This is a genomic window from Sinorhizobium psoraleae (genome assembly GCF_013283645.1).
Taxonomy (GTDB): domain Bacteria; phylum Pseudomonadota; class Alphaproteobacteria; order Rhizobiales; family Rhizobiaceae; genus Sinorhizobium; species Sinorhizobium psoraleae.
The window spans coordinates 594,625-619,843 of the sequence record NZ_JABEKV010000001.1 but is presented as its reverse complement, the minus strand read 5'-3'; the positions used below and the strand labels follow the sequence as shown (position 1 = coordinate 619,843).

At 62.1% G+C, this 25,219-nt stretch carries 21 protein-coding genes; 7 read left to right on the top strand and 14 right to left on the bottom strand.

Annotated features, from left to right (window positions below):
* The first annotated feature begins 84 nt into the window (after positions 1 to 84).
* A complete protein-coding gene (trhO, locus tag ILFOPFJJ_RS02790; protein WP_173509048.1) occupies positions 85 to 1,029 on the top strand; it encodes an oxygen-dependent tRNA uridine(34) hydroxylase TrhO in 945 nt (314 codons plus the stop codon).
* 89 nt (positions 1,030 to 1,118) lie between these two features.
* Here the strand turns inward: trhO and ILFOPFJJ_RS02785 are convergent, their stop codons facing one another.
* From ILFOPFJJ_RS02785 to xylA, 8 genes are all read right to left on the bottom strand, one after another.
* Positions 1,119 to 1,517, bottom strand: coding sequence for a GFA family protein (locus ILFOPFJJ_RS02785; protein WP_246299452.1), 399 nt, complete (start codon positions 1,515 to 1,517; stop codon positions 1,119 to 1,121).
* A gap of 206 nt (positions 1,518 to 1,723) precedes the next feature.
* Positions 1,724 to 2,500: a MetQ/NlpA family ABC transporter substrate-binding protein gene (locus ILFOPFJJ_RS02780; RefSeq protein ID WP_173509047.1), complete on the bottom strand. Its 777-nt coding sequence runs from the start codon at positions 2,498 to 2,500 to the stop codon at positions 1,724 to 1,726.
* A 39-nt stretch (positions 2,501 to 2,539) separates the two neighbouring features.
* The gene (locus ILFOPFJJ_RS02775) at positions 2,540 to 3,205 is read right to left on the bottom strand and encodes a methionine ABC transporter permease (RefSeq protein WP_173509046.1); all 666 of its coding nucleotides are present in this window, start codon (positions 3,203 to 3,205) and stop codon (positions 2,540 to 2,542) included.
* On the bottom strand, positions 3,195 to 4,274 hold the full coding sequence (locus tag ILFOPFJJ_RS02770) for a methionine ABC transporter ATP-binding protein (protein WP_173509045.1): 1,080 nt from the start codon (positions 4,272 to 4,274) through the stop codon (positions 3,195 to 3,197). Before ILFOPFJJ_RS02770 ends, ILFOPFJJ_RS02775 begins: the two co-directional genes overlap by 11 nt.
* A gap of 446 nt (positions 4,275 to 4,720) precedes the next feature.
* Positions 4,721 to 6,094 carry a GH1 family beta-glucosidase gene (locus tag ILFOPFJJ_RS02765; RefSeq protein WP_173509044.1) on the bottom strand — a complete coding sequence of 458 codons (1,374 nt, stop codon included), beginning with the start codon at positions 6,092 to 6,094 and terminating at the stop codon, positions 4,721 to 4,723.
* Positions 6,095 to 6,403: 309 nt separating this feature from the next.
* Positions 6,404 to 7,588 (bottom strand): Gfo/Idh/MocA family protein, encoded by a 1,185-nt coding sequence (locus ILFOPFJJ_RS02760; RefSeq protein WP_173509043.1) that lies wholly within the window; start codon positions 7,586 to 7,588, stop codon positions 6,404 to 6,406.
* A gap of 172 nt (positions 7,589 to 7,760) precedes the next feature.
* Complete coding sequence (locus ILFOPFJJ_RS02755; protein WP_173509042.1) at positions 7,761 to 8,813, bottom strand: sugar phosphate isomerase/epimerase family protein; 1,053 nt, start codon at positions 8,811 to 8,813, stop codon at positions 7,761 to 7,763.
* A 256-nt stretch (positions 8,814 to 9,069) separates the two neighbouring features.
* On the bottom strand, positions 9,070 to 10,380 hold the full coding sequence (xylA, locus tag ILFOPFJJ_RS02750; RefSeq protein ID WP_173509041.1) for a xylose isomerase: 1,311 nt from the start codon (positions 10,378 to 10,380) through the stop codon (positions 9,070 to 9,072).
* Between the two features lie 133 nt (positions 10,381 to 10,513).
* On the opposite strand from xylA, the gene ILFOPFJJ_RS02745 reads away from it, so the two are divergent.
* Complete coding sequence (locus tag ILFOPFJJ_RS02745; protein WP_173509040.1) at positions 10,514 to 10,873, top strand: nuclear transport factor 2 family protein; 360 nt, start codon at positions 10,514 to 10,516, stop codon at positions 10,871 to 10,873.
* A gap of 26 nt (positions 10,874 to 10,899) precedes the next feature.
* Here ILFOPFJJ_RS02745 and xylB read toward each other — a convergent pair whose 3' ends face one another.
* From xylB to ILFOPFJJ_RS02720, 5 genes are all read right to left on the bottom strand, one after another.
* Positions 10,900 to 12,354 (bottom strand): xylulokinase, encoded by a 1,455-nt coding sequence (gene xylB, locus ILFOPFJJ_RS02740; protein ID WP_173509039.1) that lies wholly within the window; start codon positions 12,352 to 12,354, stop codon positions 10,900 to 10,902.
* Between the two features lie 10 nt (positions 12,355 to 12,364).
* On the bottom strand, positions 12,365 to 13,402 hold the full coding sequence (locus tag ILFOPFJJ_RS02735) for a LacI family DNA-binding transcriptional regulator (RefSeq protein ID WP_173509038.1): 1,038 nt from the start codon (positions 13,400 to 13,402) through the stop codon (positions 12,365 to 12,367).
* A 106-nt stretch (positions 13,403 to 13,508) separates the two neighbouring features.
* Complete coding sequence (locus ILFOPFJJ_RS02730) at positions 13,509 to 14,636, bottom strand: metallophosphoesterase (protein ID WP_173509037.1); 1,128 nt, start codon at positions 14,634 to 14,636, stop codon at positions 13,509 to 13,511.
* A 156-nt stretch (positions 14,637 to 14,792) separates the two neighbouring features.
* Positions 14,793 to 16,379 (bottom strand): DHA2 family efflux MFS transporter permease subunit, encoded by a 1,587-nt coding sequence (locus ILFOPFJJ_RS02725; protein ID WP_173509036.1) that lies wholly within the window; start codon positions 16,377 to 16,379, stop codon positions 14,793 to 14,795.
* 134 nt (positions 16,380 to 16,513) lie between these two features.
* Entirely contained in the window at positions 16,514 to 17,728 is a 1,215-nt protein-coding gene (locus ILFOPFJJ_RS02720) for an HlyD family secretion protein (protein ID WP_173509035.1), read from the bottom strand.
* A gap of 252 nt (positions 17,729 to 17,980) precedes the next feature.
* Between ILFOPFJJ_RS02720 and ILFOPFJJ_RS02715 the strand changes: the two genes are divergently transcribed.
* The 5 genes from ILFOPFJJ_RS02715 to lysS all read left to right on the top strand — a co-directional run bounded on the left by ILFOPFJJ_RS02715 (position 17,981) and on the right by lysS (position 24,197).
* The gene (locus ILFOPFJJ_RS02715; protein ID WP_173509034.1) at positions 17,981 to 18,676 is read left to right on the top strand and encodes a TetR/AcrR family transcriptional regulator; all 696 of its coding nucleotides are present in this window, start codon (positions 17,981 to 17,983) and stop codon (positions 18,674 to 18,676) included.
* A gap of 217 nt (positions 18,677 to 18,893) precedes the next feature.
* Complete coding sequence (locus ILFOPFJJ_RS02710; protein ID WP_173509033.1) at positions 18,894 to 19,733, top strand: AraC family transcriptional regulator; 840 nt, start codon at positions 18,894 to 18,896, stop codon at positions 19,731 to 19,733.
* 217 nt (positions 19,734 to 19,950) lie between these two features.
* Positions 19,951 to 20,706, top strand: a complete 756-nt coding sequence (locus tag ILFOPFJJ_RS02705; RefSeq protein ID WP_173509032.1) for a TerC family protein — start codon at positions 19,951 to 19,953, stop codon at positions 20,704 to 20,706.
* A 526-nt stretch (positions 20,707 to 21,232) separates the two neighbouring features.
* Positions 21,233 to 22,690, top strand: a complete 1,458-nt coding sequence (gene gltX, locus ILFOPFJJ_RS02700) for a glutamate--tRNA ligase (RefSeq protein WP_173509031.1) — start codon at positions 21,233 to 21,235, stop codon at positions 22,688 to 22,690.
* 10 nt (positions 22,691 to 22,700) lie between these two features.
* Positions 22,701 to 24,197, top strand: a complete 1,497-nt coding sequence (gene lysS / locus ILFOPFJJ_RS02695) for a lysine--tRNA ligase (RefSeq protein ID WP_173509030.1) — start codon at positions 22,701 to 22,703, stop codon at positions 24,195 to 24,197.
* Between the two features lie 186 nt (positions 24,198 to 24,383).
* Here the strand turns inward: lysS and ILFOPFJJ_RS02690 are convergent, their stop codons facing one another.
* Positions 24,384 to 25,031, bottom strand: a complete 648-nt coding sequence (locus ILFOPFJJ_RS02690) for a hypothetical protein (protein ID WP_173509029.1) — start codon at positions 25,029 to 25,031, stop codon at positions 24,384 to 24,386.
* Positions 25,032 to 25,219: the final 188 nt, after the last annotated feature.

Below are 25,219 nucleotides of genomic sequence, written 5' to 3'. Positions count from 1 at the left end.
CCGAACCGGCCGCTCGCCAGCCGGACAATTGGACACGGCGGCTGCGATTGCACTTGGCGGCCGAAAGCTGTATTTGCGTGGCGCATGACCGACATATCCATGACCCCGCGCCCGGAGACACAAGGCCAGTTTCTGGTGGCAGCGCTTTATCATTTCGTTCCCTTCCAGCGCTTCGCCGATTTTCGCGACCCGCTGCAGGCGGTCTGCGACGCCAATGACGTGAAGGGCACCCTGCTCGTCGCCCATGAGGGCATCAACGGCACGATCGCCGGTTCCGACGAGGGCATTGCCGCCGTGCTCGCTTTTCTGCGCGCGCAGCCGGAATTCACCCGCCTCGAACACAAGGAAAGCCGGGCTTCGGTGATGCCGTTCCTCCGCATGAAGGTGCGGCTCAAGAAAGAGATCGTCACCATGGGCGTCGAAAACATCGACCCCAACAAGGTGGTCGGCACCTACGTGGACCCGAAGGACTGGAACGCGCTGATCTCCGATCCGGAGACGCTGGTGATCGACACGCGCAACGACTACGAGACGGCGATCGGCCTTTTCCGCGGTGCCGTCGATCCGAAGACCAAGACCTTCCGCGAGTTTCCGGAGTGGGTGCGCACCAACACCGGCCTGCACAACAAGCCGAAGATCGCCATGTATTGCACCGGCGGCATCCGCTGCGAGAAGGCCACGGCTTTCATGAAGGAGCAAGGCTTCGAAGAGGTCTATCATCTGAAGGGCGGCATCCTCAAATATCTCGAGGAGGTCCCTGTAGAGCAAAGCCTTTGGGATGGTGCCTGCTTCGTCTTCGACGAACGCGTTTCCGTGACGCACGGGCTCGCAGAAGGCGAGCACACGCTCTGCCACGCCTGTCGCCAGCCCCTGACGCCGGAAGACCTGTTGTCGCCCCTGCACGAGGAAGGCGTCTCCTGCATCCACTGTCATGAGGTCCGCACCGACGAGGACCGCGAGCGCTATCGCGAGCGGCAGAGGCAGATCTCGCTCGCGAAGAAGCGCGGCGAGCGACATCTCGGAAGCTGACGCGGCGTCTGGTTCGAGCGGTAACGAGGCACCCCCTCTGCCCTGCCGGGCGGCGTATCCTGCCGCTCAGCAATCACTCCTCGTGCCAATCAGCTCGGCAGCGTCTCGTACTCGTCCAGGCCAACGGCCAACCGATCCCAATGCGGACGGCTGCGGGTGAAGACCGCGTTGGTGGGCTCAAACAGTGAAATATCGTCGAGCGTGCCGGCATAGACCGTCCAACGGTCGGCACCGGATGAGAAGATCTGGCTGCCGCACGTGGGGCAAAAGTGGCGGACCGTCACACTGCCGTTTTCGGCGAGCTTCTCGTAAGCGCGGAGCTCGCCGGTGACATCGACGTCGGCGCACGAGAAGATCATATAGCAGCAGTGACCGGTACCCGTGGCCCGCTGGCAGTCGCGGCAATGGCAGAAGCCGGAATAGATCGGCGAACCCTTGGTTTCGTATCTTACCGCGCCGCAGAGGCACCCACCCTTCATCCCGCTCATGTCATCTCCCCCTCAAGCTGCCTGCTGCATGTTTCCTGAGATCGGAGCCGATTTTAAGGGCAAAAACATGCAGCATTTCAAAGTGCTACAGCGCCGTGCGTCTACGCACGGCGCTGTAGAAGATAGCGAAGCGGCTTTCGCCGTCAAAGAAAAACGGCGCGCCGAGGTTGCAGCGCGCGGCGCATGTCTGCGTTCAACGGACAGGCTTACCAGCTGGGGATGAGTGCTCCCTTGAAGGTGTCGACGATGAAGGTCTTGACGCTGTCGTCATGATAGGATTCGACCAGCGTCTTCACCCAGGGTGCATCCTTGTCCGCGGCACGCACCGCAATGACGTTGGCATAAGGAGACTTCTCGCTTTCGATGGCAATGGCGTCTTCCTTGGGATGAAGGTCGGCCTCGAGCGCGTAGTTGGTGTTGATCACGGCCGCGTCGACATCGGCCAGCGAGCGCGGGAGCTGGGCCGCATCGAGTTCGGCGAACTCGATGTTCTTCGGATTTTCCGTCACGTCGGCCGGGGTGGCCTTCAGCCCGACATCCGGATTGACCTTGATGAGGCCCTTTGAGGCGAGAACCAGGAGCGCGCGGCCGCCATTGGTCGGGTCGTTCGGAATGGCGATCGTCGCACCATCCGTGAGCTCATCGAGGCTCTTCACCTTGTTCGAGTAGACACCCATCGGCGTGGTGATGGTCAGGCCCACGCTGACGATGGCGTAGCCCCGATCGGCGATCTGGTTGTCGAGATAGGGCTGGTGCTGGAAGGAATTGGCGTTGAGTTCGCCATCGGCGAGCGCCTGGTTCGGAACCACATAGTCGGAGAATTCGAGGATCTCGATATCGAGGCCCTTGGGAGCGGCGACTTCCTTCACCTTCTCCATGATCTGGGCATGCTCGCCCGGGGTCACGCCGACCTTGATGGTCTCCGCAAGGGCGGTGCCGGCCGCAAGGGCGGCGAAGGCCGCGGCTAGAATGAGCTTTTTCATGGAGGTCTCCTTGTTACTGTTAGATGTCTTGGGAGAGGATCAGTTCTTACGGCTGCGTTTGTCGAAGCGGCGGGCAAGGCGGTCCCCCGCGCTCTGCACCAGTTGCACGAGCACGATGAGCACGACGACGACGATCAGCATCACGTCCGGCCTGAAGCGCTGATAGCCGTAGCGGATGCCGAGATCGCCTAGACCGCCGCCGCCAACAGCCCCGACCATCGCCGAATAGCCGATGAGGCTGACGATGGTCATGGTGAGCGCCAGCGTCAGCGCCGGACGAGCCTCGGCCAGAAGCACCTTGAAGACGATTTGCGTCGGGGTCGCGCCCATGGCGCGGGCAGCCTCGATCAGACCCTTGTCGATGTCGCGGATTGCCGCCTCGACCAGTCGCGCGAAGAACGGAATGGTCGCGATGGTCAAAGGCACGATCGCCGCCTTCGTCCCGATCGAGGTGCCGGTGACGAGACGCGTGAAGGGGATAATCGCAACGACCAGGATAATGAAGGGCGTCGAGCGCGTGGCATTGACGATGAGCCCGACGATGCGGTTGATGTTTGGCGCCGGGAACAGTTCGCCCTTGCCGCTGGTTGCGAGGAAAATGCCGATCGGCAGGCCGATCAACGAGCCGATCAGGCCGGCGATCGCCACCATGCGCAACGTGTCGAACGTGGCCTTGGCGATGAGGAGCAGAAGATCAGGCGACATAGCCGAGCACCTCCGTGACCAGTCCGTTCTCGGTAAAGAAGCGCTCCGCCCTGCCCGACGTCTCGGCGTCGGCCGCATAGGCGACTACGAGCGAGCCATAGGGCTTGCCGCCGATCTCGTCGATCGTTCCGGCAATGATGTTGACCTCGGCGCCGACCGACTTGATGAGCTGCGAAATCAGCGGCCGTTCCGCCGTCGCGCCGAAGAAGGTGAGACGCACCACCGCACGATCGCCGGCGCTCGGGGCCGGCTTCAGGCCACGCGCAACGGCATCCGGCAACTTGGAGCCGGGCAGGCCGGACAGGAGCGCCCGCGTCGTCTCGTGCTTCGGATGAGTGAAGACATCGAAAGTATGGCCCCGTTCGACGATTTCGCCCCTGTCGATGACGGCCACATCCGACGTGACGGCCTTCACCACTTCCATCTCATGGGTGATGAGGAGCACGGTCAGCCCGAGTTCGGCATTGATCCGCTTCAGGAGCTCGAGGATCGACTGCGTCGTTTCCGGGTCGAGCGCCGACGTCGCCTCGTCCGAAAGAAGCAGTTTCGGCTCGGTCGCGAGCGCTCGGGCAATGCCGATTCGCTGCTTCTGGCCGCCGGAGAGCTCGGCCGGGTAGCGAGCGTGCTTGTCGGCAAGGCCGACGAGATCGAGAAGCGGCCGCACGCGCGCTTCGATGGCACGGCGATCCATGCCGGCAATTTCCAGCGGCAGCGCGACGTTGCCGAATACGGTGCGCGAGGCGAGCAGGTTGAAATGCTGGAAGATCATGCCGACCGAGCGCCGGAGAGTGCGCAAGCCCGCCTCGTCAAGCGCACCCACGTCGACGCCGTCGACGAGCACCTTGCCGCTCCACGGCTTCTCGAGGCCGTTCACCAGCCGGATCAGCGTCGATTTACCGGCGCCGGAACGGCCGATGATGCCGGTGATGGAGCCTCGCCCGATGTTGAGGTCGACATTGTTGAGCGCGGTAAATGCGCCGCTTTCGCCGGACGCCGCAAAACGCTTGGAGATGCCCTTGAAGGCGACCGAGACATCATCGGATGAGGGCGCGGGTACGGAAGCGGTCATAGTCCGGTCACCCCCGAAGGAGGGAACTTGGCGATGTGATGAGGATACATGATGCTCTCGGATGTTCGAAACTCTTGTCCCTGGCAGCGCCGGGACGGAAAATGCGTCAGCAGCGGGATGGAAAGTGGGCGCGGGTTCTGCCCGCATCACTTTATCAGGCCGACATTCGACAACGCATTCGGAACAGGGAGCAATTCTCTATCATCAGGCAACCGGTCAGTTCAATGCCATTGCGGACATGGCTGCCATGCCACGCAATCTATGTCGTTTATGGCGTTTGACTACCCGCTTTCACAGGCAAATTTTTCCGAAAGCACACGGCTGCGCGCAAAAAGCGTGCTTATTTTGGGCCGAGACGCGAGACCCCTCGCTCACTTTGAGGAAGCGGCGAATTGAGCAGGCCGGTAGGACACTGCGCGGGTTGCAGCGGGCCGCCTCGCCCGACCTCACGCGCTCTTATGGTTGCCCTTCGGAAACTCTTCCGCGAGTTCCTTGTACCAGTGACCGCTCTTCTTGATCGTTCGAACCTGAGTCTCGTAGTCCACATGGACGATGCCGAAGCGCATCCGATAGCCCTCGGCCCATTCGAAATTGTCCATCAGGCTCCAGGCAAAATAGCCGCGCATCGGATAGCCCTTGGCGATCAGATCAGCCGTGACCGACAGGTGATCGGCGATGTAGTCGAGCCGCGGCTGATCGTCGACGATGCCGTTCTCGACACCCATGTTGTAGCAGGCCCCGTTCTCGGTGATGTAGCAGTCGGGCAGCTTGTAGCGGGCATTGAGCGTTTCGACGAGCGTACCGAGCGCCGGCGCATAGACTTCCCAGCCGATATCCGTCTTCACGTCGCTGACCGGCTTGGCATTTACTGTTGCCGGGTAGTCTGCACCTGGCGTCGGGTCGTCCGAAACCCGCATCGGCGTATAGTAGTTGAGGCCCCACCAATCGAGCGGTTGCGAAATCGTCGCCATGTCGCCGTCCTCGATCAAGGGCATGCGATCGCCAAGCGCCGACAGGAAGCCTTCGGGATACTCGCCCTTGAAGATCGGGCCGAAGAAGACGCCGTTATGGAAATCGAAGGCGCGTTCGGCCGCGGCCTTGTCCTTGGCACTTTTGCTGCCCGGGTAGACCGAATGGGCGTTGATGACGATGCCCGTTGGCAGACTCGACCTCTCAGAGCGGATCGCCTCGACACCGAGGCCATGCGCGAGATTGGTGAAGTGAAGTGCTGCCAGTGCCGCATCCATGTTGCGCTCGCCCGGCGCGTGAACGCCGTAGAGATGGCTGAGCCATACGGAGCACCAGGGTTCGTTGAAAGTGGCGACGGCATCGAGCCGATCACCGAGGCGGGCGATGACGGTCTTGGCATAGCGTTGATAGGCGTAGGCGGTCGTCCGCGCCGTCCAGCCGCCATCGCCCATCAAGGCAAGCGGCAGGTCCCAGTGGTAGAGAGTGGCAAAGGCCTTGATGCCGCGGGCCTTCAACCCGTCGACAAGCCGGTCGTAGAAATCGAGCCCTTTCTCATTGATCGGACCCGTCCCCTCCGGAATTATGCGCGGCCAGGCGATCGAGAAGCGATAGGCCTCGACGCCGAGGTTCTCGATCAGGTCCAGATCTTCTTCGAGCCGATTGTAATGGTCGCAAGCGACGTCGCCGTTGTGGCGCCCAAAAACGCGGCCGGGCATGTTGGAGAAGGCGTCCCAGATGGAGGGCTTGCGCCCGTCCGCCTTGCTCGCGCCCTCGATCTGGAACGATGCGGTTGCTACTCCGAAGACAAAGTCACCCGGAAAGCGGTCTGCCAGCTTCTTGGCTTCGATCATTGTTCGGCCTCGTCGTCTGTGCAGCCGGACGCCGAAACCGGCGCGGCTGCATTTTCATCGGATAGAGCGGATGCGAACCGAAGACCGCAGGGGCTTTCCTCAACCAGCTCTCGTTTTCAAACGTGGCCTAAAGCCGCGACGGCAAATGTCAACCCGCGAAAAGGGGCGAGGTTACCCCCGCCCTCTTCGATCTTGTGTCGTCTACAGCGCCGCGCGTCTTATCAGACGCGCAAAGGACGCTGTAGAACTTTGAATTGCTGCATGTTTTTGTCCTTAAATCGGGTACGATTTAAGGAAACATGCAGTAAGTCAGGCCTTGATCCAGGCGCCGTTGCGCTTCGAGGACTGCACGCAGGCATCGACGAAGACCATGCCCTTCATGCCGTCGTCGATCGTCGGGTAGGTAACGGCCGCATCCACCTTCTCGCCATTGCGCTTGGCGAAAATCGCCCGCGCGGCTTCCGAGTAGATATTGGCGAAGCCTTCGAGGTAACCTTCCGGATGGCCGGAGGGGATGCGCGAGACGCGGGCGGCGGCCGGTCCCGCCCCGGCACCGGCACGCGTCAGCAGGCGCTTCGGTTCGCCGAACGGCGTGTACCAGAGATAGTTCGGGTCCTTCTGCGTCCACTCGAGGCCGCCCTTGGTGCCGTAGACCCGAACCATCAGGCCGTTCTCATGGCCGGGCGCCACTTGGCTGCACCAGAGCATGCCCTTGGCACGCGCGCCGTCCTTCGCCTTGAAGCGCATCATCACATGGGCATTGTCGTCGAGCTGCCGGCCGCCGACGAAGCGGTCGAGGTCGGCCGAAAGCTCCTCCAGTTCGAGACCGGAAACGAAGCAGCCGAGGTTATAGGCATGAGTACCGATGTCGCCGGTGGAGCCGCCGGCGCCGGACCGGGCCGGATCGGTGCGCCAGGCCGCCTGCTTCTGGCCGGACTGCTCGATGTTCTCGGTCAGCCAGTCCTGCGGATACTCCATCTGCACGAGCCGGACGGCGCCGATATCGCCGTTCGCCACCATTTCGCGCGCCTGGCGAACCATCGGATAGCCGGTGTAGTTGTGGGTGAGCACGAACAGCGCATCGCTCTCGTCCGCCGCCTTCTTGAGCTTTTTCGCGTCGGCAAGCGTCGAAGTCAGCGGCTTGTCGCAGATGACGTGGATGCCGCGCTTCAAGAACTCCTTGGCGGCGGCGTAATGGACATGGTTCGGGGTCACGATCGCAACCGCCTCGATACCGTCCTTGAGCTTCGCCTCGCGGATCGCCATCTCCTTGAAGTCCGAATAGACGCGCTTCGGATCGAGGCCCAGTTCACGGCCGGACGCCTCCGCCTTTTCTGGCGTCGACGACAGCGCTCCGGCCACCAGCTCATAATGATCATCCAGCCTTGCCGCGATGCGGTGGACCGCGCCGATGAAGGCGCCGGAACCGCCGCCAACCATGCCGAGCCGGATGCGCTTTTGACGACTTTCCGTGCTGCTTCCCTCAATTGCCATTCTGTTTTCCTCTCCTGAAATGTTTGCGGTGGAATTGCCCCTCATCCGCCTCCCCGCACCTTCTCTCGGGGAGAAGGGACTCGTAGCGGCGCCTCCCCTTGCCGCAGCGGAAGGTGGGGCAAGTTCCCTCTCCCCGCGCGCGGGGAGAGGGTCAGGGTGATGGGGCTGAGGATCAAATACCCAGCATCCGCCGGTTCGCTGCCTCGTCGGTTCCGCTGTCGGCGAAATCGTCGAAGGCCTTTTCGGTGACGCGGATGATGTGCGCCTTGACGAACTCGGCGCCTTCCCGTGCGCCGTCTTCCGGATGCTTCAGGCAGCACTCCCACTCGACGACGGCCCAGCCGGCAAAATCATTGGCGGCCATCTTCGAGAAAACGGCGCCGAAATCGACCTGGCCGTCACCAAGCGAGCGGAAGCGACCAGCGCGGTTCACCCAGCTCTGATAGCCGCCATAGACACCCTGCCGGCCGGTCGGGTTGAACTCCGCGTCCTTGACGTGGAACATCCGGATCCGGTCCTTGTAGATGTCGATATTGTCGAGATAGTCCAGGCACTGCAGCACGTAGTGTGACGGATCGTAGAGCATGCAGGCACGGGCGTGGTTGCCGGTGCGTTCCAGGAACATCTCGTAGGTGATGCCGTCGTGCAGGTCTTCGCCCGGATGGATTTCGTAGCAGACATCGACGCCGCAATCCTCGGCATGATCGAGGATCGGCTTCCATCGCCTGGCAAGCTCGTCGAAGGCGGTTTCCACGAGGCCCGCGGGACGCTGTGGCCAGGGATAGACGAAGGGCCAGGCGAGCGCCCCGGAGAAGCTTGCCATGGCATTCAGGCCGAGATTGCGCGACGCCGTCAGCGCCATTTTCACCTGCTCCACCGCCCATTGCTGGCGCGCCTTCGGATTGCCGCGTACTTCCGGCGCGGCGAAGCCGTCGAAGGCCTCGTCGTACGCCGGATGCACCGCGACGAGCTGGCCCTGCAGATGGGTCGAAAGCTCGGTGATCTCGACGCCGTTGTCACGCGCTTTCCCGGCGACCTCGTCGCAGTAGGTCTTGGACTCCGCAGCCTTCTTCAGGTCGAACAGCCGCCCGTCCCAGCTTGGAATCTGCACGCCCTTGTAGCCGCAGTCGGCGGCCCATTTGGTGATCGAGTCCCAGGAATTGAACGGAGCCGTGTCACCGGCGAACTGCGCAAGAAAAAGCCCTGGGCCCTTGATGGTCTTCATCCCGATTTTCCTCCCTAGATCACGATTCCGGCCTGTGCGACCGGTTTCTGGAAAAGGTGCGGCTGCACCCAATTTTCGCGATAGCTGATAGACCTGAAACGTTGCAGGAGGCAGAAGCTAACAGATTTTTCACGAGGGGCAATCCCGCTTCTACCTATCATGCAAGTCGCATTTTCGGTCCTCGCCAAAACGCATGGCCATGTTTTGGAGTGAACGACGGGCGCCCTGTGACGGGAGCGCCCATCACTCGCAGCGATCAGACGTAGCGGTTGACCACGTTCTCCAAGAGTTCCTGCTTGCCTGACTTCGGCTGCGGATTGAGGTCGGCCTTACGCACCCAGGCCTCGATCTCCTCCAGCGAGAAGCCGCCCTCGAGCATCTTCTTCGCCTCCGGCACGTTCCAGCCGGCATAGCGCTTGTCGAGCGGAGCCGAAAGCGCCTTGTCCTCGATCATCTTCGCCGCCGCCTTGAGACCGCGCGCGCAGCAATCCATGCCGCCGATATGGCCGATCAAGAGGTCTTCCGGGTCGATCGACTGGCGGCGCAGTTTCGCGTCGAAATTGGTGCCGCCGGTCTTGAAGCCGCCGCCTGCAAGCACGTGGTAGTAAGCAAGCGCCATTTCCGGAACGTTGTTCGGGAACTGGTCGGTATCCCAGCCGGACTGATAGTCGTTGCGGTTCATATCGATCGAACCGAAGATGCCGAGCGCGTTGGCGAGCGCCAGCTCATGCTCGAAAGAGTGGCCGGCGAGAATGGCATGGCCCTGCTCGATGTTGACCTTCACCTCGTTCTCGAGACCGTACTTCTTGAGGAAGCCATAGACCGTTGCGACGTCGAAGTCGTACTGGTGCTTGGTCGGCTCCTGCGGCTTCGGCTCGATCAGGATCGCACCCTTGAAACCGATCTTGTGCTTGTACTCGACCACAAGATTGACGAAGCGGCCGAGCTGGTCGAGTTCGCGCTTGAGGTCGGTGTTGAGCAGGGTCTCGTAGCCTTCGCGTCCGCCCCAGAGAACGTAGTTTTCGCCGCCAAGCTTCTGCGTCGCGTCGATGCAGGTCTTCACCGTTGCTGCGGCAAAGGCAAAAACGTCCGGATCCGGATTGGTTGCCGCACCCGACATGTAGCGCCGGTTCGAGAAGAGGTTCGCCGTACCCCAGAGCAGCTTGACGCCGGTCTCGGCCTGCTTCTTGGCGAAATAGTCGACGATCTCGTTGAGGTTGCTGGTGTTCTCGGCGAAGTTTCTCCCCTCCGGACGCACATCCGCGTCGTGGAAGCAGTAGAACGGCACGCCGAGGAGTTGGAAGAGTTCGAATGCGACGTCGGCCTTCAGCTTCGCGGCATCCATCGTGTCCTTGAACCAGGGCCGCTCAAAGGTTTGACCGCCGAAGGGATCGCCGCCCGGCCAGACGAAGGTGTGCCAATAGGCGACCGCAAAGCGAAGATGGTCCTCCATCCGCTTGCCGAGAACGATTTCGTCCGGATTGTAATGGCGGAAGGCGAGCGGATTGGTGCTCTCCGGTCCCTCATATTTGATCTTGGCGATATCGCCGAAAAATCCCGTGCTCACGATCTTGCTCCTCTCATGGATGATGGATCGCCGGCGCCAAGCGGCCCCGGCCATTACGTGGAAGGTAATTGGTTTCATTCCCTCGATCGCCGACAGTCGGCACATCGAAACGCAAACCGAAGGGAAAATTCCGATGCACGACCTCGATCACATTGCCGAAGCCTATATTGCCGCCTGGAACGAGACCGATGCCGTAAGACGCGGCACTCTGATCGGAAGGGCGTTCACGCCGGAGATCGGCTACCGCGACCCGGTTATGCAGGGCGAGGGCCACGAGGCGATCAACACGCTGATTGCCGGTGTGCAGCACCAGTTCCCCGGCTTCCGCTTCGCCCTCAGGGGCAAGCCGGACGGGTTCTCCGACACGATCCGTTTTAGCTGGACGCTCGGGCCGAACGGAACCTCCGTTATCGAGGGCACGGATTTCGGCCTTATCGAAGGCGGTCGCTTGAAGCAAGTGACCGGCTTCCTCGACAAGATCCCGGCGCAATAGGCGACGGTCGGGTGCGCCGCGGCTGATCATAGCGTCGCATCCCTGATCGCCGGATAGAGGCGACGATAACGCTGATAGGCATCCTCATAGGCCGAAACCAACGACGCTTCCGGCGCGATGGTTTCGGCCGTTGCCGGTGCAAAGCAGGTTGCGACAGGATCGGCGCCGGTCGCGGCGATGAGACCAAGCCGTGCAGCGCCGAAAGCCGCGCCGAAATCGCCGTCCGCCGGCAGGTCGACCGGCAGGTTGAGCGCCGTTGCGATCGACTTCAGCCAGTAGCGTGAGCGCGAACCGCCGCCGATCGCGGTCACGCGCTGAAGCGTCGTGCCGGCCGCGCGGAGCGCCTCCAGGCTGTCGCGGATGGCGAAGGAGACGCCTTCGATGACCGCCTGCGTCAGCACTGCACGCGAGCTCTCGTGGCCGAGTCCCGCAAAGGCGCCGCGGATAGACGCATCATTGTGGGGCGTGCGCTCGCCGGAAAGATAGGGAAGGAAAGTGACGGAACCGGGCGCTTTCAAGACGTCGCCAAGTTCGCCGGCAAGCTCTGCAGCACTCTTACCGGTGACCCCCGAATGCCAATTGAGTGCATCGGTCGCCGAGAGGATGACGCCCATCTGGTGCCAGGTGTTCGGGAGCGCATGGCAGAAGGCATGGACTGCGCTTCCCGGATTGGGAAGGTAGCTGGCATTGGCGGCGAAGAGCACGCCGGAGGTGCCGAGCGACACAAAGGCCTGCCCCTCACCGACCGTACCCATGCCGCAGGCCGAGGCCGCGTTGTCGCCGGCGCCGCCGGCAACGACGACGCCTGCGCCCATGCCCCAGCGGCTCGCAAGCTCCGGCCTGACCGTGCCGGCGCGGTCCGTGCCTTCGACGAGGTCCGGCATCTGCCGTTCTTCGAGATGGGTCGCCGCCAGCAGGCTCTCCGACCATTTGCGCTTGCCCGTGTCGAGCCAGGATGTGCCGGCGGAATCGGACATTTCCGAGATATGTTCGCCGGTCAGCCACAGGCGGAGATAATCCTTGGGGAGCAGGACCCAGCGCACTTTGGCGAAAATCTCGGGCTCGTTCTCGCGCACCCAGGCGAGCTTCGGCGCGGTGAACCCCGGAAAGACGATATTGCCCGTCAGCGCGCGGAATTGCGGATCGCTGTCGAGTACCGCAGCCTGACGGAAGCTGCGGGTATCGTTCCACAGAATGCACGGACGAAGCACCGCGTCGTGGTCATCGAGCAGCGTCGCGCCGTGCATCTGCCCGGAGAGGCCGATACCGCGGACGGCCGCAAGCGCATCCGGATGGGCCGTCCTGAGGCCGGCGATCGCCTCCTCGGTGGCGCGGATCCACTCCGCCGGATCCTGTTCCGACCAGCCGGGATGCGGCCGCGAAACGTCGAGCGCGCCCGATGCCGAGCCGATGATCTTCTGCTCGCCGTCGATCAGCATCGCCTTGACACCGGACGTGCCGAGATCCAGTCCGAGATACATGGGTGTCCTCCTATGCCTGCTCGATCGGCAGGTTGTCCTTCAGGAAAATGTCGATGCGTATGCGTTCCTGCGCCTCGATCACGGCAAGCCCGTCGGCCCTGGCCTTCAGAACGCGGATCGCGCTTCTCACCTCATGGCCAGCGTCCTGATTGAGCACGGCATCGATCGTCCCGGAACGAAGCGCGGCGCGGTTGTGCGACGTCAGTTCGTGGGCGATCGCGCAGACCATCTTGCTCTTGCCGGTCTTATCGAGTGCGGCGATGAGACCGCGATTGCCGGCACCGAGGCTGTAGATGCCCGCCAGATCAGGCTCGCGCTCGACGAGCGCGTGCACGAGCTTTTCGACGAGGACCGGATCGTCCTGCCCTTCGATCACCGGGAGCAGCCGGCGCGCCGGAAACTCCTCGGCCATGACGGCGGTAAAGCCCTCCAGCCGGTCGCGATGGTCGCGCACCAGCATCGAGCCCGCCAGCATGGCGATCGGACCCGCACGACCACAGGTAAAGCGGCCCATCAGGGTGCCGGCTGTGCGCCCTGCCGCAATATTGTCGACGCCGGCAAAATGATCGCGTCCCGATCCCGGCAGGTCCGACACGAGCGTTACAACCGCGATGCCGTCGTCCCGCAGTTGCTTCACCGCTTCGGCCACCTCGGGGGCATCGACGGCGACGACGGCCACCCCGGCCGGCCGGCGCTGATGCGCATCCGACAGCGCCTGCACGAGGGCCTGCGCGTCAAAGGCCGGAACGGGAAGAATGGTGATCTGCGTTCGCTCCGAAGCGGAACGCGCCATTGCAGCACGCACCTCGCCCTCGAGTCCGCGCATGAACGAATTATCGCCTGCCGGCAGGATGAATACGAAGGGGTAGTTGCGACCTTTCGCGAGATTGGCGGCAGCGACATCGCGTACATAGCCGAGCGTGACAATCGCGCGCTCGACCTTGTCACGTGTGACGCTCCTGACACCGGGGCGGTTGTTCAGCACCCGGTCGACGGTCGCCAGGCTGACGCCCGCTTTTGCGGCGATATCGTGAACCGTTGGTCGCATCTCTTCCTCCCCGGGGAACCCCTTAGAGGAAATCTTGATGTACGTAAATCAAAAATGTCGCCGCCGCGGAAGAAACCGGATCCGCCATCTTCCGGCTGAGGTTTTTTCAGGTGAAACGTTTGCTGAAGGCGTGCGTGAAAACGATGCGACCGGCCTCTCCCTGAGCCTCCCCGAAAGCAACGTCCATGAAGGCGTCGGTGACGCGAACGACGGCAAAGCCGCCGAGAAAGGCCGCCTTCGGCTTGAAGAGATCGACCCCGTCGGCGCGGTAGGCCATGACCCTCTCATGTTCATGCCCATGGAAAAGGCCGACGACGTTGTAGCCTTTCAGCACGTCGAGCAACGTCTGGCGCTGCTCCGGGCTCCACCAGTGGGGCTTCCCGTCCCCCTGATCGTCGAAGGTCTCCGCCGTTGTGTCCCAGACCTCCGTTGAAAACGCATCCCAGCCATAATGCTGGAACAGCACGACCGGCCGGCCGTCAGCGGCATAGGACCCGAGGTCCCCTTTGAGCCAGCCGAGACCGCTTACTGCGCCCCTGTTCTCGTCGCCGCCGAAACGCTGCAATTGGACAAGATGCAAGCCGCCCCAGTCCCAGGAATAGTTGTCCGACAACGGATCATAATTTGTCACCGGCACTGGCGGCTTGTAGAACACGGTCTGGCGGTGCGTAAGCTCGACATAGTCGCGCAATTCCCGGCGGTACCAGTCGACATTCGGCGGCGGACCGTCCTGGTCGAGGTCGTGATTCCCGAGGCCGACATAGACGGGAAAGTGAATGTGCTGCGGGCCCGGACGCTGCTCGTATCGACTCTGGAACTGCTGCAGTTGCCGTCCCTCGTGCGGCTGGCGAACCTGACCGCCGCCATCGTCGGTGATGTCGCCGCCGAGAACGAGGCCGAGCGGGCGCTCTATCTTCTGCCCGGCACCGGCGAGGCCACTCGGCTCCCCATCGATCATCACCGGCCAGTGCTGCACGGCAATCGCGTTGAGCGCCGCCACGTGACGCAACAGGTTGGCGTCGGTCTTGCCCTCCGCCTCGCAGTTCGGCGCCAGCCCTTCGGTGGAAACGAGGCAGGCGTGGACGTCGTTGGAGAAGAGAAAGGTGGCATCGACAGGAGGCCACGCGGCCTTTGCGGGCCTGCCGCTTGCCATCAGGGAAAGGCCGAGGCCAGCCGTACCGGCAAGAAACGCCCGCCTCGACGGGCCAACGAGGGCATGCTCGCGCGATCCCATCCACTTGCCTCTCAGCTTTCCAGTAAACGAGAGGGCAGGAGTGTGCAGCAAGGCTCGGAGTGCGTAAAGCTCTCGCTGCGGCCAGGAGGCCTTGCCCCTACCCTCTCCCGTTGCACCGGCAGCGGGATGATGAGGGGCAGTGCGCCTTCCCGTGACTCAGTGACCGCCGCCGGGACCGGCGCCCTGCGGCTTGCTGATCATCATGACGCCGATGATCAGTGACAGGAAAAGGACCGTCAGGATCAGGAACACGTCGATGAAGGACAGGATCACCGCTTGCTGCTGAACCATCGCCGCCATCTGCTTGACCGCGATCGTGGTACCGTCGAGGCCGTTGGCGGTGAAGTTCGCAGCCATGTTCCGGAGCCGCTCGAGCGCCTCCGGGTTACCCCACTGGATGTGCTCCGCGAGCCGGGCGTAGTGGAAATCCTGGCGTTGCGTCAGCATCGTGTTGATGACGGCGAGGCCGACGGCGCCGCCGAGATTGCGCGTCAGATTGTAAAGGCCGGAGGCATTGCGGATGCGGGCGGGCGGCAGCGTGCCGAGCGCGATGTTGTTGATCGGCACCATGCAGAGCATCAGCGAGCAGCCGCGCAGGATCTGCGGCACGAGCAGTTCCCAGAAGTCCCAATCGGCGGTCAACTGGCTCATCGTCCAGGTGCCGGCGGCAAAGCCGGCGAAGCCGATCGTCATCATCACCCGAGGGTCCAGCCGGCCGGCGAGAACACCGGCGATCGGCGCGGTAACGAACATGGCGAGGCCGGAAACAAACATCGTCTCGCCAATCATCAGCGAATCGTAGCCCCGGATGCGCCCGAGGTAGAGCGGATAAAGATAGGTGAGGCCGTAAAGACCGATGCCCATCACGAAGGAAAAGAGCGAACCGAAGGCGAAGTTACGATTGGCGAAGGCCTTCAGATCGACCACCGGGAAATCGACCTTGAAGGCGCGATAGAAAAAGACGATGGCCGCAAGCGCGGTGGCGACAGCACCGAGGACGATGTGATCGTCATTGAACCAGTCGTTGGCATTGCCCTCCTCCAGCACATATTCGAGCGAACCGAGGAAGATCGCCATGGAGGCGAGCCCCCACCAGTCGAACTTCTTCATCAGCCCCGGTTCGGGCTTGTCGAAATCGATGAAGGTCCAGGTCAGCGTCGCCACGATGATGCCGGGAATGACGTTGACGAGAAACAGCCAGTGCCAGGAGAAGGCGTGGCTCAGGTAGCCGCCGACCGTAGGACCGATGGTCGGCGCGAGCGTTGCGATCAGGCCGATGATTGGCGAGACGATATTGCGCTTCGACGGCGGGAAGATCGTGAAGGCGGCGGCGAAGACCGATGGGATCATGCCACCGCCGATGAAGCCCTGGATCGCCCGGTAGATGATCATCTGGTCGATATTGGTGGCGGTCGCGGCGAGTGCGCTGGAAGCCGTGAAGCCGGCGGCGGCAACGGAAAACAGCACCCGTGTCGAGACGATACGGGCAAGCGTGCCCGACAGCGGGATCATGATGACTTCGGCAATCAAGTAAGAGGTCTGCACCCAGCCGATCTCGTCCGATCCAGCCGATAGGCCAGCCTGGATTTCGGCGAGCGAGGCCGACACGATCTGAATGTCGAGGATCGCCATGAACATGCCGACGACCATCGCGAAGAACGCGATCAGCCGTCTCGGGTCCATATGCTCCTCGGCTCCGGGCGCGCTTGCCGCGATCGAACCCGCCGTTGCCGTTGCGGCCATCTCTGCCACTCCTCGATTCTATGGGTGACGGGATATGGGCGGAAGACCGCTCACACTTTTCCTCATCCCGCTCTGCAGCGCTGCGCGTCCGATCGGACGCGCAAAGATCACGCTAGCGCTTGAATTGCCTGCGCTTACTGCGCCGCCGCGACCTTCGACTGGCTTGGCGCCGTGCGCGTATCGACGTCGACCACGACGCTCAAGCCCGCGCGCAAGTGCCCTTCCGCCAGCGCGTCGGCCGGGAGCTTGATGCGCACCGGGACACGCTGGATGACCTTGGTGAAGTTGCCGGTAGCGTTTTCCGCCGGCAGCAGCGAGAAGACCGAGCCGGACGCCGGCGAGATCGAAGCGACGGTGCCTTCGATAGGATGGTCGTCATAGGCGTCGACGTGGATCTGAACCTTGGATCCCGGCACCAGATGCGCGATCTGCGTTTCCTTGAAATTGGCATCGATATAGAGCTGGTCCACTGGAACGAGGGCCGCGAGACGCTGTCCCGCGGAAACGAGATCGCCGACCTGAACCGCGACGTTGCCGATAACGCCGTCATAGGGGGCCTTGAGCACGGTGAAGCCCAGGTCGCGATTGGCCTTGTCGCGGGCAAGCTCCAGCGAACGGATCGTGCTTTCCGCCTCGCTGCGCTGGGCCTCGAGCACGGTGATATTCGCCTTGGCCGCGGCGATGTTGGCCTCCGCACCGACGAGATTCGCGCGCGCCTGATCGAGCGCGACATCGGCGTTGTCGCGCGAGGCGACCGTTCCGACGGCCTTGGACTGGAGGTCACTGGCGCGCTTTTGCGTCAGCTCTGCGCCGCGGACGGTCGCCTCAAGGGCTTTCTTCTGCGCTTCGGCCTGGTTGAGACTCGCCTTCGCCCCGGCGATCTGCGCATCGAAGCGGCTGAGCGCCAGCTTCTGCGTGGCGATCTGCGCCTCGGCCTGCTCCGCAGCGATGCGATAGTCGCCGTCGTCGAGCGTAACCAGCGGATCACCAGCCTTCACGTGCTGATTGGCGACGACGTTGACCTTGGCGACATAGCCGGACACCTTCGGCGAGATGGTCGCGATGTCGCCCTCGATATAGGCGTCATCGGTCGAGACCATGAAACGCCCGTTGGTCCACCAGTCGTAACCGTACCAGGCAGCGGCCGCGAGCAGAACAAGCCCGATCATCGGGAGCACGGGACTACGACGCTTTTTCCGGGGTGCCGAAACGTCGGCGGCGGGACGCTCCGCGACCGACGGGGCCTCGCTCTTGGGTGCTGTGACCTCGGTCTTCGGAGCATCCACGGCTTCGAAATCGTCGCCGACGGGACGGACACGGACAGCGCTGGAGGTGCTGGGAGCGGACATGAGACACCGATTTTTGGTTGGAATTGAACTGAACCGTTCGGTTCGATTGAGCTTGACATAACGCCTTTTGAGCCGCATATCAAGAGGCAATCGAACCAGGCGGTTCGATTGCCAGGGCCGAGAAAATGTACGGGGTCCTCTCCGCGGCCCTTGCCTTATTTGCAATCGTCCGCGTTAGTGATTTTGGATACACTTCATCCAAATCATTACGATGTAAGATGTAAGATGTAAGAGTGGAAACGTCCGGCAGCCATGACGTCAGCGAAAAGCGCACCGCAGGAAAACTCCCTGCAGGATAAGCAACAGCACCCTTCGAGCGGTGGGCGGCACGCCGCCGGCGAGGATCCGGTCAAACGCGAGCAAATCCTCGAAGGCGCCAAACGCGTTTTCATGAGGAGCAACTTCGACGCCGCCAGCATGAACGATATCACGCGCGAGGCGGGCGTTTCGAAGGGCACGCTCTACGTCTATTTCGAGAATAAGGAAGACCTGTTCGAAGCCCTAATCGCGCGCGAGCGTAACCGCATCGTCAGCAGCATCAAGCAGTCGCTAAACGACATTGAACCGATCGAGGAAGCACTTCACGATTTCGCCGTGACTCTCGTTACCAGCATAACGTCCGACTACACGATCCGAGCAATGCGGACCGTGCTTGGCGTGATCGATCGGATGCCGCAGCTGGCGCAACGTTTTTTCACTGCAACGCCAGAAAACGGCTACACGGTGCTGAAGGCCTATCTCGACCAGCAGGTGGCGGCAGGCGAACTCTCGATCGACGATACGGAACTCGCAGCGAAACAGTTCATCGAGCTTTCAATGGCCGGTTTTTTCAAGGGCCGCCTTTTCGGCATGTGCGACGCCCCCCCGGCCGATCGCATCGAAAAGAACGTGGAATCGGCCATCTGCGTCTTCCTGGCCGCCTACGGCCGAAAATCCAACGGCGGCTAGCCACGGCCCTTGCCTTCACGTCGCGCAGCACCGTTCTCTGCCAAATCCAGCAACCACGATCAAATGCGTCCTTTGACGAGGCCGTAAGACCTTGCTTGTCTACTACTGCATGATTCGTTAAATCGGAACCGACTTAAGGATAAAATCATGCAGCAATTCAACATGTTACAGCGTCTTTGTGCACCTTAGAAGACGCACGGCGCTGTAAGGAGTGAACATGAGTGCCATCGGCAGGGCGATCTGGTTCATCGAGAGCCATTTCGCTGAGGATATATCGCTGGACGATGTCGCCGAGACTGCGGGCCTGTCGCGCTACCATTTGTCCCGCGTCTTCGGTCTTGCAACCGGCCGATCGATTAGCGCCTATGTTCGCGGGCGTCGTCTGAGCGAGGCCGCGCTGGCGCTTGCCAATGGCACATCGAATATCCTCCAAGTGGCTCTCGATGCGGGCTACGGCTCGCATGAAGCCTTCACCCGTGCCTTTCGCGAGCAATTCGGCGTGACGCCGGAATCCATCCGCAAACAGAGGCATGTCTGCAACGTCATGTTGATGGAGCCAATCAGAATGGACGATACACGCACTTTGAAGATCGAACCGCCGCGGTTCGTGGAGAGCCCCGCACTCCTGCTTGCCGGTCTGGCGGAAGTTTATGCCTACAACCGCACCGAGGGCATTCCCTCGCTCTGGCAGCGCTTCAACGCCTATTTCGGCAATATTCCGGGCCAGCGCGGCAATGTTGCCTACGGCGTCTGCACCCAGGCCGATGGTGAAACCGGCAGGTTCCGTTACATGGCGGCCGCCGAAGTCCAGGACGCCGACGCGCTGCCCGCGGGTTTCTCGACGCTGAAACTGCCGAAGCAGCGTTACGCGGTCTTTATTCATCGCGGCCATGTTTCCGGGATCGCGACCACCGCTCACTATGTTTTCGGGACGTGGTTTCCCGAATCCGGTTACGAGCACGGCGAAACGCCGGACCTGTTCGAGCGTTACGACGAGCGTTTCGACCCGCACTCCGGCATGGGCGTGGTCGAAATCTGGGTGCCGTTGAAAGCGTGACTACTGCATGTTTCCTTAAAATCGGAGGCGATTTGAGGATAAAACATGCAGCAATTCAAAGTGCTACAGCGTCCTTCGCGCGTCCGATAAGGCGCGCGGCGCTGTAGGACAACGCCACCGCGAAAAACGCGAGGGCGCTTGCCACGTCAGGAAGTATCCTTAAATACTGCGGCGAATCTTGCGCGACGACGCGCCACCGAGAAAGGAAAGATCGCCGATGCAGGAAATCCTGACGCTTGCACAGGACCCCGCCGCCTGGGTTGCCCTGATTACCCTTATCGTGATGGAGGTCGTGCTCGGCATCGACAACCTGATCTTTATTTCAATTCTCACGAACAAGCTGCCCGCCGACAGCCGCGTCAGCGCCCGTCGCATCGGTATCGGCCTCGCGCTGATCATGCGACTGGCATTGCTCGGCACCGTTGCCTGGATCGTGCAACTGACCGAACCGGTCTTCGAAGCCCTCGGCCACGCCTTCTCCTGGAAGGACATGATTCTGATCGCCGGCGGTCTCTTCCTTGTCTGGAAGGCCACCAAGGAGATTCACCACAATGTCGATCCGAGCGATCACGACGAGGACTTCATCGCGACGTCGGCGATCAACAGCTTTGCCGCCGCGATCGGCCAGATCCTGCTGCTCGACCTCGTCTTCTCGGTCGACAGCATCATCACAGCCGTCGGCATGACCCCGCATCTGCCGATCATGATCGTGGCCGTTGTCGTTGCCGTTGCTGTCATGCTCTTCGCGGCGACGCCGCTCGCCAACTTCATCGAAAACAATCCGACGATCGTGATGCTGGCGCTTGCCTTCCTGCTGATGATCGGCACTACGCTGATTGCCGAAGGCATGGGCTTCCATGTGCCCAAGGGCTACGTCTATGCCGCAATGGCGTTCTCGGCCCTCGTCGAGGTGCTGAACATGGTCGCCCGCAACGCCCGCCTGAGAAAACAGCGGGCGGGAAAGCTGCACTAGCACGCAGCGTCATGACCGACGACACAAACAAGAAGGCCTGCATTCGCCCGAATGCAGGCCTCTTTGCGGGAGACAAGTGAGGATACGAACCGGACGGGTTGGGAGTTCGACTACCATTTTCGTTGGTCACGGGAGGAAACCGGAAAAATTCCCGCGTTCTCCACTTCCGTCGCGTCCGGTTGACACGGTCCGCGTCCTCGACCCGATAAACGCATGACTCCCGCGAACGTTCCAATAAAACGTCGCCACATGCCACGCCGGCCTTACCCGATCGGATCAGGGCTTGCCCCGCAGTGCACTTGTCGCCTCCGGACCGCCTCACACTGGCGACGCCAACAGGAACGGGCCTATCCACTTTCCGTTGACATACGGGGCTTTCTATGGTCTCACGCCAGCCGACTGGAATTGCCCGCCGATACCGCTGGTGCGGCACCCTTGTGGGCCTTTCCTTCCCATAAAATGCGCGCCCACAAGCTGGAAATTCACCCGGCAAGGCGCCAGAAGCACGTCGAAACGGGCAAAGACCATGACAGATTCAGCAGTCCGGGTGCGCATTGCACCCTCACCCACCGGCGAACCGCATGTCGGCACAGCCTATATCGCGCTGTTCAACTACCTCTTCGCGAAGAAGCACGGCGGCGAGTTCATCCTGCGCATCGAGGATACCGATGCGACGCGCTCGACGCCGGAGTTCGAACAGAAGGTGCTCGACGCGCTGAAATGGTGTGGGTTGAAATGGTCCGAAGGCCCCGATGTCGGCGGCCCCTACGGCCCCTATCGCCAGAGCGACCGCAAGGACATCTACAAGCCCTATGTGGAGAAGATCGTCGAGAACGGCCACGGCTTCCGCTGTTTCTGCACGCCCGAGCGGCTGGAGCAGATGCGCGAGGCGCAGCGCGCCGCCGGCAAGCCGCCGAAATACGATGGGCTCTGCCTTAGCCTCTCGGCCGAGGAAGTGACGTCGCGCGTTGCCTCCGGCGAACCGCACGTTGTGCGCATGAAGATCCCGACGGAAGGCACTTGCAAGTTTCATGACGGCGTTTACGGCGACGTCGAGATTCCGTGGGATGCGGTCGACATGCAGGTGCTCTTGAAGGCCGACGGCATGCCGACCTACCACATGGCCAACGTCGTCGACGACCATCTGATGAAGATCACCCATGTCGCACGCGGCGAGGAGTGGCTTGCTTCCGTGCCGAAGCACATCCTGATCTATCAGTATCTCGGCCTTGAGCCGCCGAAGTTCATGCATCTGTCGCTGATGCGCAATGCCGACAAGTCGAAGCTGTCGAAGCGCAAGAACCCGACTTCCATCTCCTATTACACCGCCCTCGGCTACCTGCCGGAGGCGCTGATGAACTTCCTCGGCCTGTTCTTCATCCAGATCGCTGAAGGCGAGGAACTGCTGACGGTTGAAGAACTGGCGGAAAAGTTCGATCCGGAAAACCTCTCGAAGGCCGGCGCGATCTTCGACATCCAGAAACTCGACTGGCTGAACGCGCGTTGGATCCGCGAGAAGCTTTCAGAAGAAGACTTCGCCGCACGCGTCTTTGTCTGGGCGGCCGAAAACGATCGCCTCAAGGAAGGCCTGAAGCTCGCCCAGTCGCGGATCTCGAAGCTTGGCGAACTGCCGGACCTCGCCGCCTTCCTGTTCAAGTCGGATCTCGGCCTGCAGCCGGCGGCCTTTGCCGGCGTGAAAGCCTCGCCCGAGGAGCTGCTCGATATCCTCAATACCGTGCAGCCGGATCTTGAAAAGATCCTCGAATGGAACAAGGAATCGATCGAAGCGGAACTGCGCGCTATCGCCGAGCGCATGGGCAAGAAGCTGAAGGCCATCGTCGCGCCGCTCTTCGTCGCCGTATCGGGCTCGCAGCGCTCGCTGCCGCTGTTCGATTCGATGGAACTCCTCGGCCGCGCGGTCGTCCGCCAGCGCCTGAAGGTCGCGGCACAGGTCGTCGCATCGATGGCGGGCAGCGGAAAGTAAGGACAGCACCATGAACGAGAAGACAGCAACGGCCAGCCTTTCCTCCGACGCTACGGAAGTGCGCGCACAGAAGCTGAAGCTCTTGCGCGAGCAGATCGGCGACGTCTATCCGGCGCATTTCCACCGGACGATGACCAATGCGGAACTCGCGGCGAAATATGAAAGCCTGGAGCCGGACACCGAAACGCAGGACATCGTGATCGTCGCCGGTCGCGTCTTTTCCTCGCGCAACTCCGGCATGTTCATGGATATCCATGACGCTTCCGGCAAGATCCAGATTTTCTCGCACAAGGACACGACTCCGGAAGAGGCGCGGGCGCTGCTGCCGATGATCGATATCGGGGACATCATCGGCGTCACGGGCATCGTCCGCCGCACCAAGCGCGGCGAGCTCACGATCAATGCGCAAGCGATTACGATGCTGACCAAGTCGCTTCTACCGATGCCGGAGAAGTGGCACGGGCTTTCGGACATCGAGCTGCGCTACCGCAAGCGCCACCTCGACATCATGACCAACGAGGAGTCGAAGCTCCGCTTCCAGCAGCGCAGCCGGATCGTATCCGGGATCCGCCGCTTCATGGAGAACGACGGCTTCATGGAAGTCGAGACGCCGATGCTGCATTCGGTCTATGGCGGCGCGACCGCCGAGCCCTTCAAGACGCACCACAACACGCTGAAGCTGGACATGTTCCTGCGCATCGCGCCGGAACTGTACCTGAAGCGCACGCTGGTCTCGGGGCTCACCGACAAGGTCTTCGAGATCAACCGCAACTTCCGCAACGAAGGCGTCTCCACCCGGCACAATCCGGAATTCACGATGATGGAGTGCTACTGGGCCTACGCCGACTACGAGGACGTGATGGACCTCGTCGAGCGGATGTTCGCCGAACTGGCGATCTCGATCCATGGAACGACGGAGTTCACCTACGGCGACAAGGAAATCTCCTTCAAGGGACCGTTCCGCCGCGTGCCCATGCCGGACGCCGTCAAGGAAGCGACCGGCATCGACTTCCTCGCGATGAAGACCGACGAGGAGGCGCGCGCCGCAACCGAGGCCGCCGGCTTCGAGGTCGAGAAGGACTGGACCTGGGGCGAATGCCTCGCTTTCGTCTTCGAGGAGAAGGTGGAGCCGACGCTGATCCAGCCCGCCCACGTCACGCATTTCCCGAAGGACATCTCGCCGTTCGCCAAGGAAGTGCCGGGCGAGCCGCGCCTCGTCGAGCGTTTCGAAACCTATTGCAACACCTGGGAACTCGGCAACGCCTTCTCGGAGCTCAACGATCCGGAAGAGCAGCGCGCCCGCATGGTCGAGCAGCTCGAGCAGGCGCATGCGCGAGGCGAGCAGGCAAAGCAGCTCGACGACGAATTCCTCGATGCGATCGACCAGGGCATGCCGCCGGCCGGTGGCCTCGGCATCGGCGTCGACCGGCTGATCATGCTTCTCACGAACGCTCCGTCGATCCGCGACGTGATCCTGTTCCCGGCCCGACGCCACAAGGCCGACTAATGCATGTCGCCCAAAAGTGTGCAGCGGTTTTGGGACAACGACATGCATAAAAACAAGGATCTAAAGCGCGTTGCATGAGTCCGATTGAACGCGACGCGCTTTAGGCCCGCGCAGATAAACATAGTCACGCATAAAGGCCCGCCTTTCGCCCGGCGGGCTTTTTGCTTTTGTCGCGACGGATTTGTCTTAATGGCCGGCGGGCGCCTCGGCGCTCTCGATGGTTTGGTCGGCGGCTTCGTCCGCCCCCGCGACCTCCGTCGCTGCCGCGGACGGATCGATGCAAAGTGAACGATCCTCCATGGCGCTCATCAGGGCGCGCACATCGTCAAGCTCAAGCCGAACGGTCTTGCCGTGGAACATGCCGGCGGCGTTCGCGGTCCCGTCGTTGTAGGAGGCCCGAAACGGCTCCGCCATTCCCTTGACGCTCTGAGGACCGGGGGCAAAAAGCACCTCGGCGCCGATGGCTGCGCCCCGCACGGCGGCGCGTTCCTCGGGTCCTGCCGCGTCGAGCACGACGACTTGATATAGATCCGCCTTCTCCTTCTGCGACAGCGCGCCGGTCACGCGCAGCGCCGTCCTGATGCGGTCCGGTCCGCTCGCCCTGTCGGTCTTTACATGCATCCTGACCCAGCGTTGGCCATTGTGATCGAGCTTGAGCGTCCGGATCGTCGTACATTCGAGCCCGGATGGGGACGGCTCGGCAAGACGGGCCATGAGCTTGTCGCGGCCAACATAGACGGCGGCGCCGCCGGACGCTGCGGAAACACTGAGCGCGGCGGACAGGATGACCACCAGCTTCTTGGAAGGACGCAATCTGCTGAAAATAGCCTTCACCTGCGGCTCCGCTGTCGTCGTCAAATTTGCAAAGCCCGCAGGCCGTTACGACGATAGGTCAACGACCTTTCGGAAAGTTTAAGTCCGTTCAGCGGGATAAGAAGAATGCGGTGACCCGGATCGTACGCTTCCTCGCCGCGTTGGCTGCAGGAACTCGCGCGGAACTCCTACTGTCCTCCGGGAATAGC

What these genes read in the sequence shown, in the direction of transcription:
- ILFOPFJJ_RS02705 (WP_173509032.1), top strand. Translation starts at nt 19,951, where the DNA reads ATGCAGGAAATCCTGACGCTTGCACAGGACCCCGCCGCCTGGGTTGCC.
- ILFOPFJJ_RS02710 (WP_173509033.1), top strand. Translation starts at nt 18,894, where the DNA reads ATGAGTGCCATCGGCAGGGCGATCTGGTTCATCGAGAGCCATTTCGCT.
- gltX (WP_173509031.1), top strand. Translation starts at nt 21,233, where the DNA reads ATGACAGATTCAGCAGTCCGGGTGCGCATTGCACCCTCACCCACCGGC.
- ILFOPFJJ_RS02770 (WP_173509045.1), bottom strand. Translation starts at nt 4,274, where the DNA reads ATGACCGCTTCCGTACCCGCGCCCTCATCCGATGATGTCTCGGTCGCC.
- trhO (WP_173509048.1), top strand. Translation starts at nt 85, where the DNA reads ATGACCGACATATCCATGACCCCGCGCCCGGAGACACAAGGCCAGTTT.
- ILFOPFJJ_RS02780 (WP_173509047.1), bottom strand. Translation starts at nt 2,500, where the DNA reads ATGAAAAAGCTCATTCTAGCCGCGGCCTTCGCCGCCCTTGCGGCCGGC.
- ILFOPFJJ_RS02775 (WP_173509046.1), bottom strand. Translation starts at nt 3,205, where the DNA reads ATGTCGCCTGATCTTCTGCTCCTCATCGCCAAGGCCACGTTCGACACG.
- ILFOPFJJ_RS02745 (WP_173509040.1), top strand. Translation starts at nt 10,514, where the DNA reads ATGCACGACCTCGATCACATTGCCGAAGCCTATATTGCCGCCTGGAAC.
- xylB (WP_173509039.1), bottom strand. Translation starts at nt 12,354, where the DNA reads ATGTATCTCGGACTGGATCTCGGCACGTCCGGTGTCAAGGCGATGCTG.
- ILFOPFJJ_RS02785 (WP_246299452.1), bottom strand. Translation starts at nt 1,517, where the DNA reads ATGAGCGGGATGAAGGGTGGGTGCCTCTGCGGCGCGGTAAGATACGAA.
- ILFOPFJJ_RS02735 (WP_173509038.1), bottom strand. Translation starts at nt 13,402, where the DNA reads ATGCGACCAACGGTTCACGATATCGCCGCAAAAGCGGGCGTCAGCCTG.
- lysS (WP_173509030.1), top strand. Translation starts at nt 22,701, where the DNA reads ATGAACGAGAAGACAGCAACGGCCAGCCTTTCCTCCGACGCTACGGAA.
- ILFOPFJJ_RS02715 (WP_173509034.1), top strand. Translation starts at nt 17,981, where the DNA reads ATGACGTCAGCGAAAAGCGCACCGCAGGAAAACTCCCTGCAGGATAAG.
- ILFOPFJJ_RS02765 (WP_173509044.1), bottom strand. Translation starts at nt 6,094, where the DNA reads ATGATCGAAGCCAAGAAGCTGGCAGACCGCTTTCCGGGTGACTTTGTC.
- ILFOPFJJ_RS02755 (WP_173509042.1), bottom strand. Translation starts at nt 8,813, where the DNA reads ATGAAGACCATCAAGGGCCCAGGGCTTTTTCTTGCGCAGTTCGCCGGT.
- ILFOPFJJ_RS02725 (WP_173509036.1), bottom strand. Translation starts at nt 16,379, where the DNA reads ATGGCCGCAACGGCAACGGCGGGTTCGATCGCGGCAAGCGCGCCCGGA.
- ILFOPFJJ_RS02730 (WP_173509037.1), bottom strand. Translation starts at nt 14,636, where the DNA reads ATGGGATCGCGCGAGCATGCCCTCGTTGGCCCGTCGAGGCGGGCGTTT.
- ILFOPFJJ_RS02760 (WP_173509043.1), bottom strand. Translation starts at nt 7,588, where the DNA reads ATGGCAATTGAGGGAAGCAGCACGGAAAGTCGTCAAAAGCGCATCCGG.
- ILFOPFJJ_RS02720 (WP_173509035.1), bottom strand. Translation starts at nt 17,728, where the DNA reads ATGTCCGCTCCCAGCACCTCCAGCGCTGTCCGTGTCCGTCCCGTCGGC.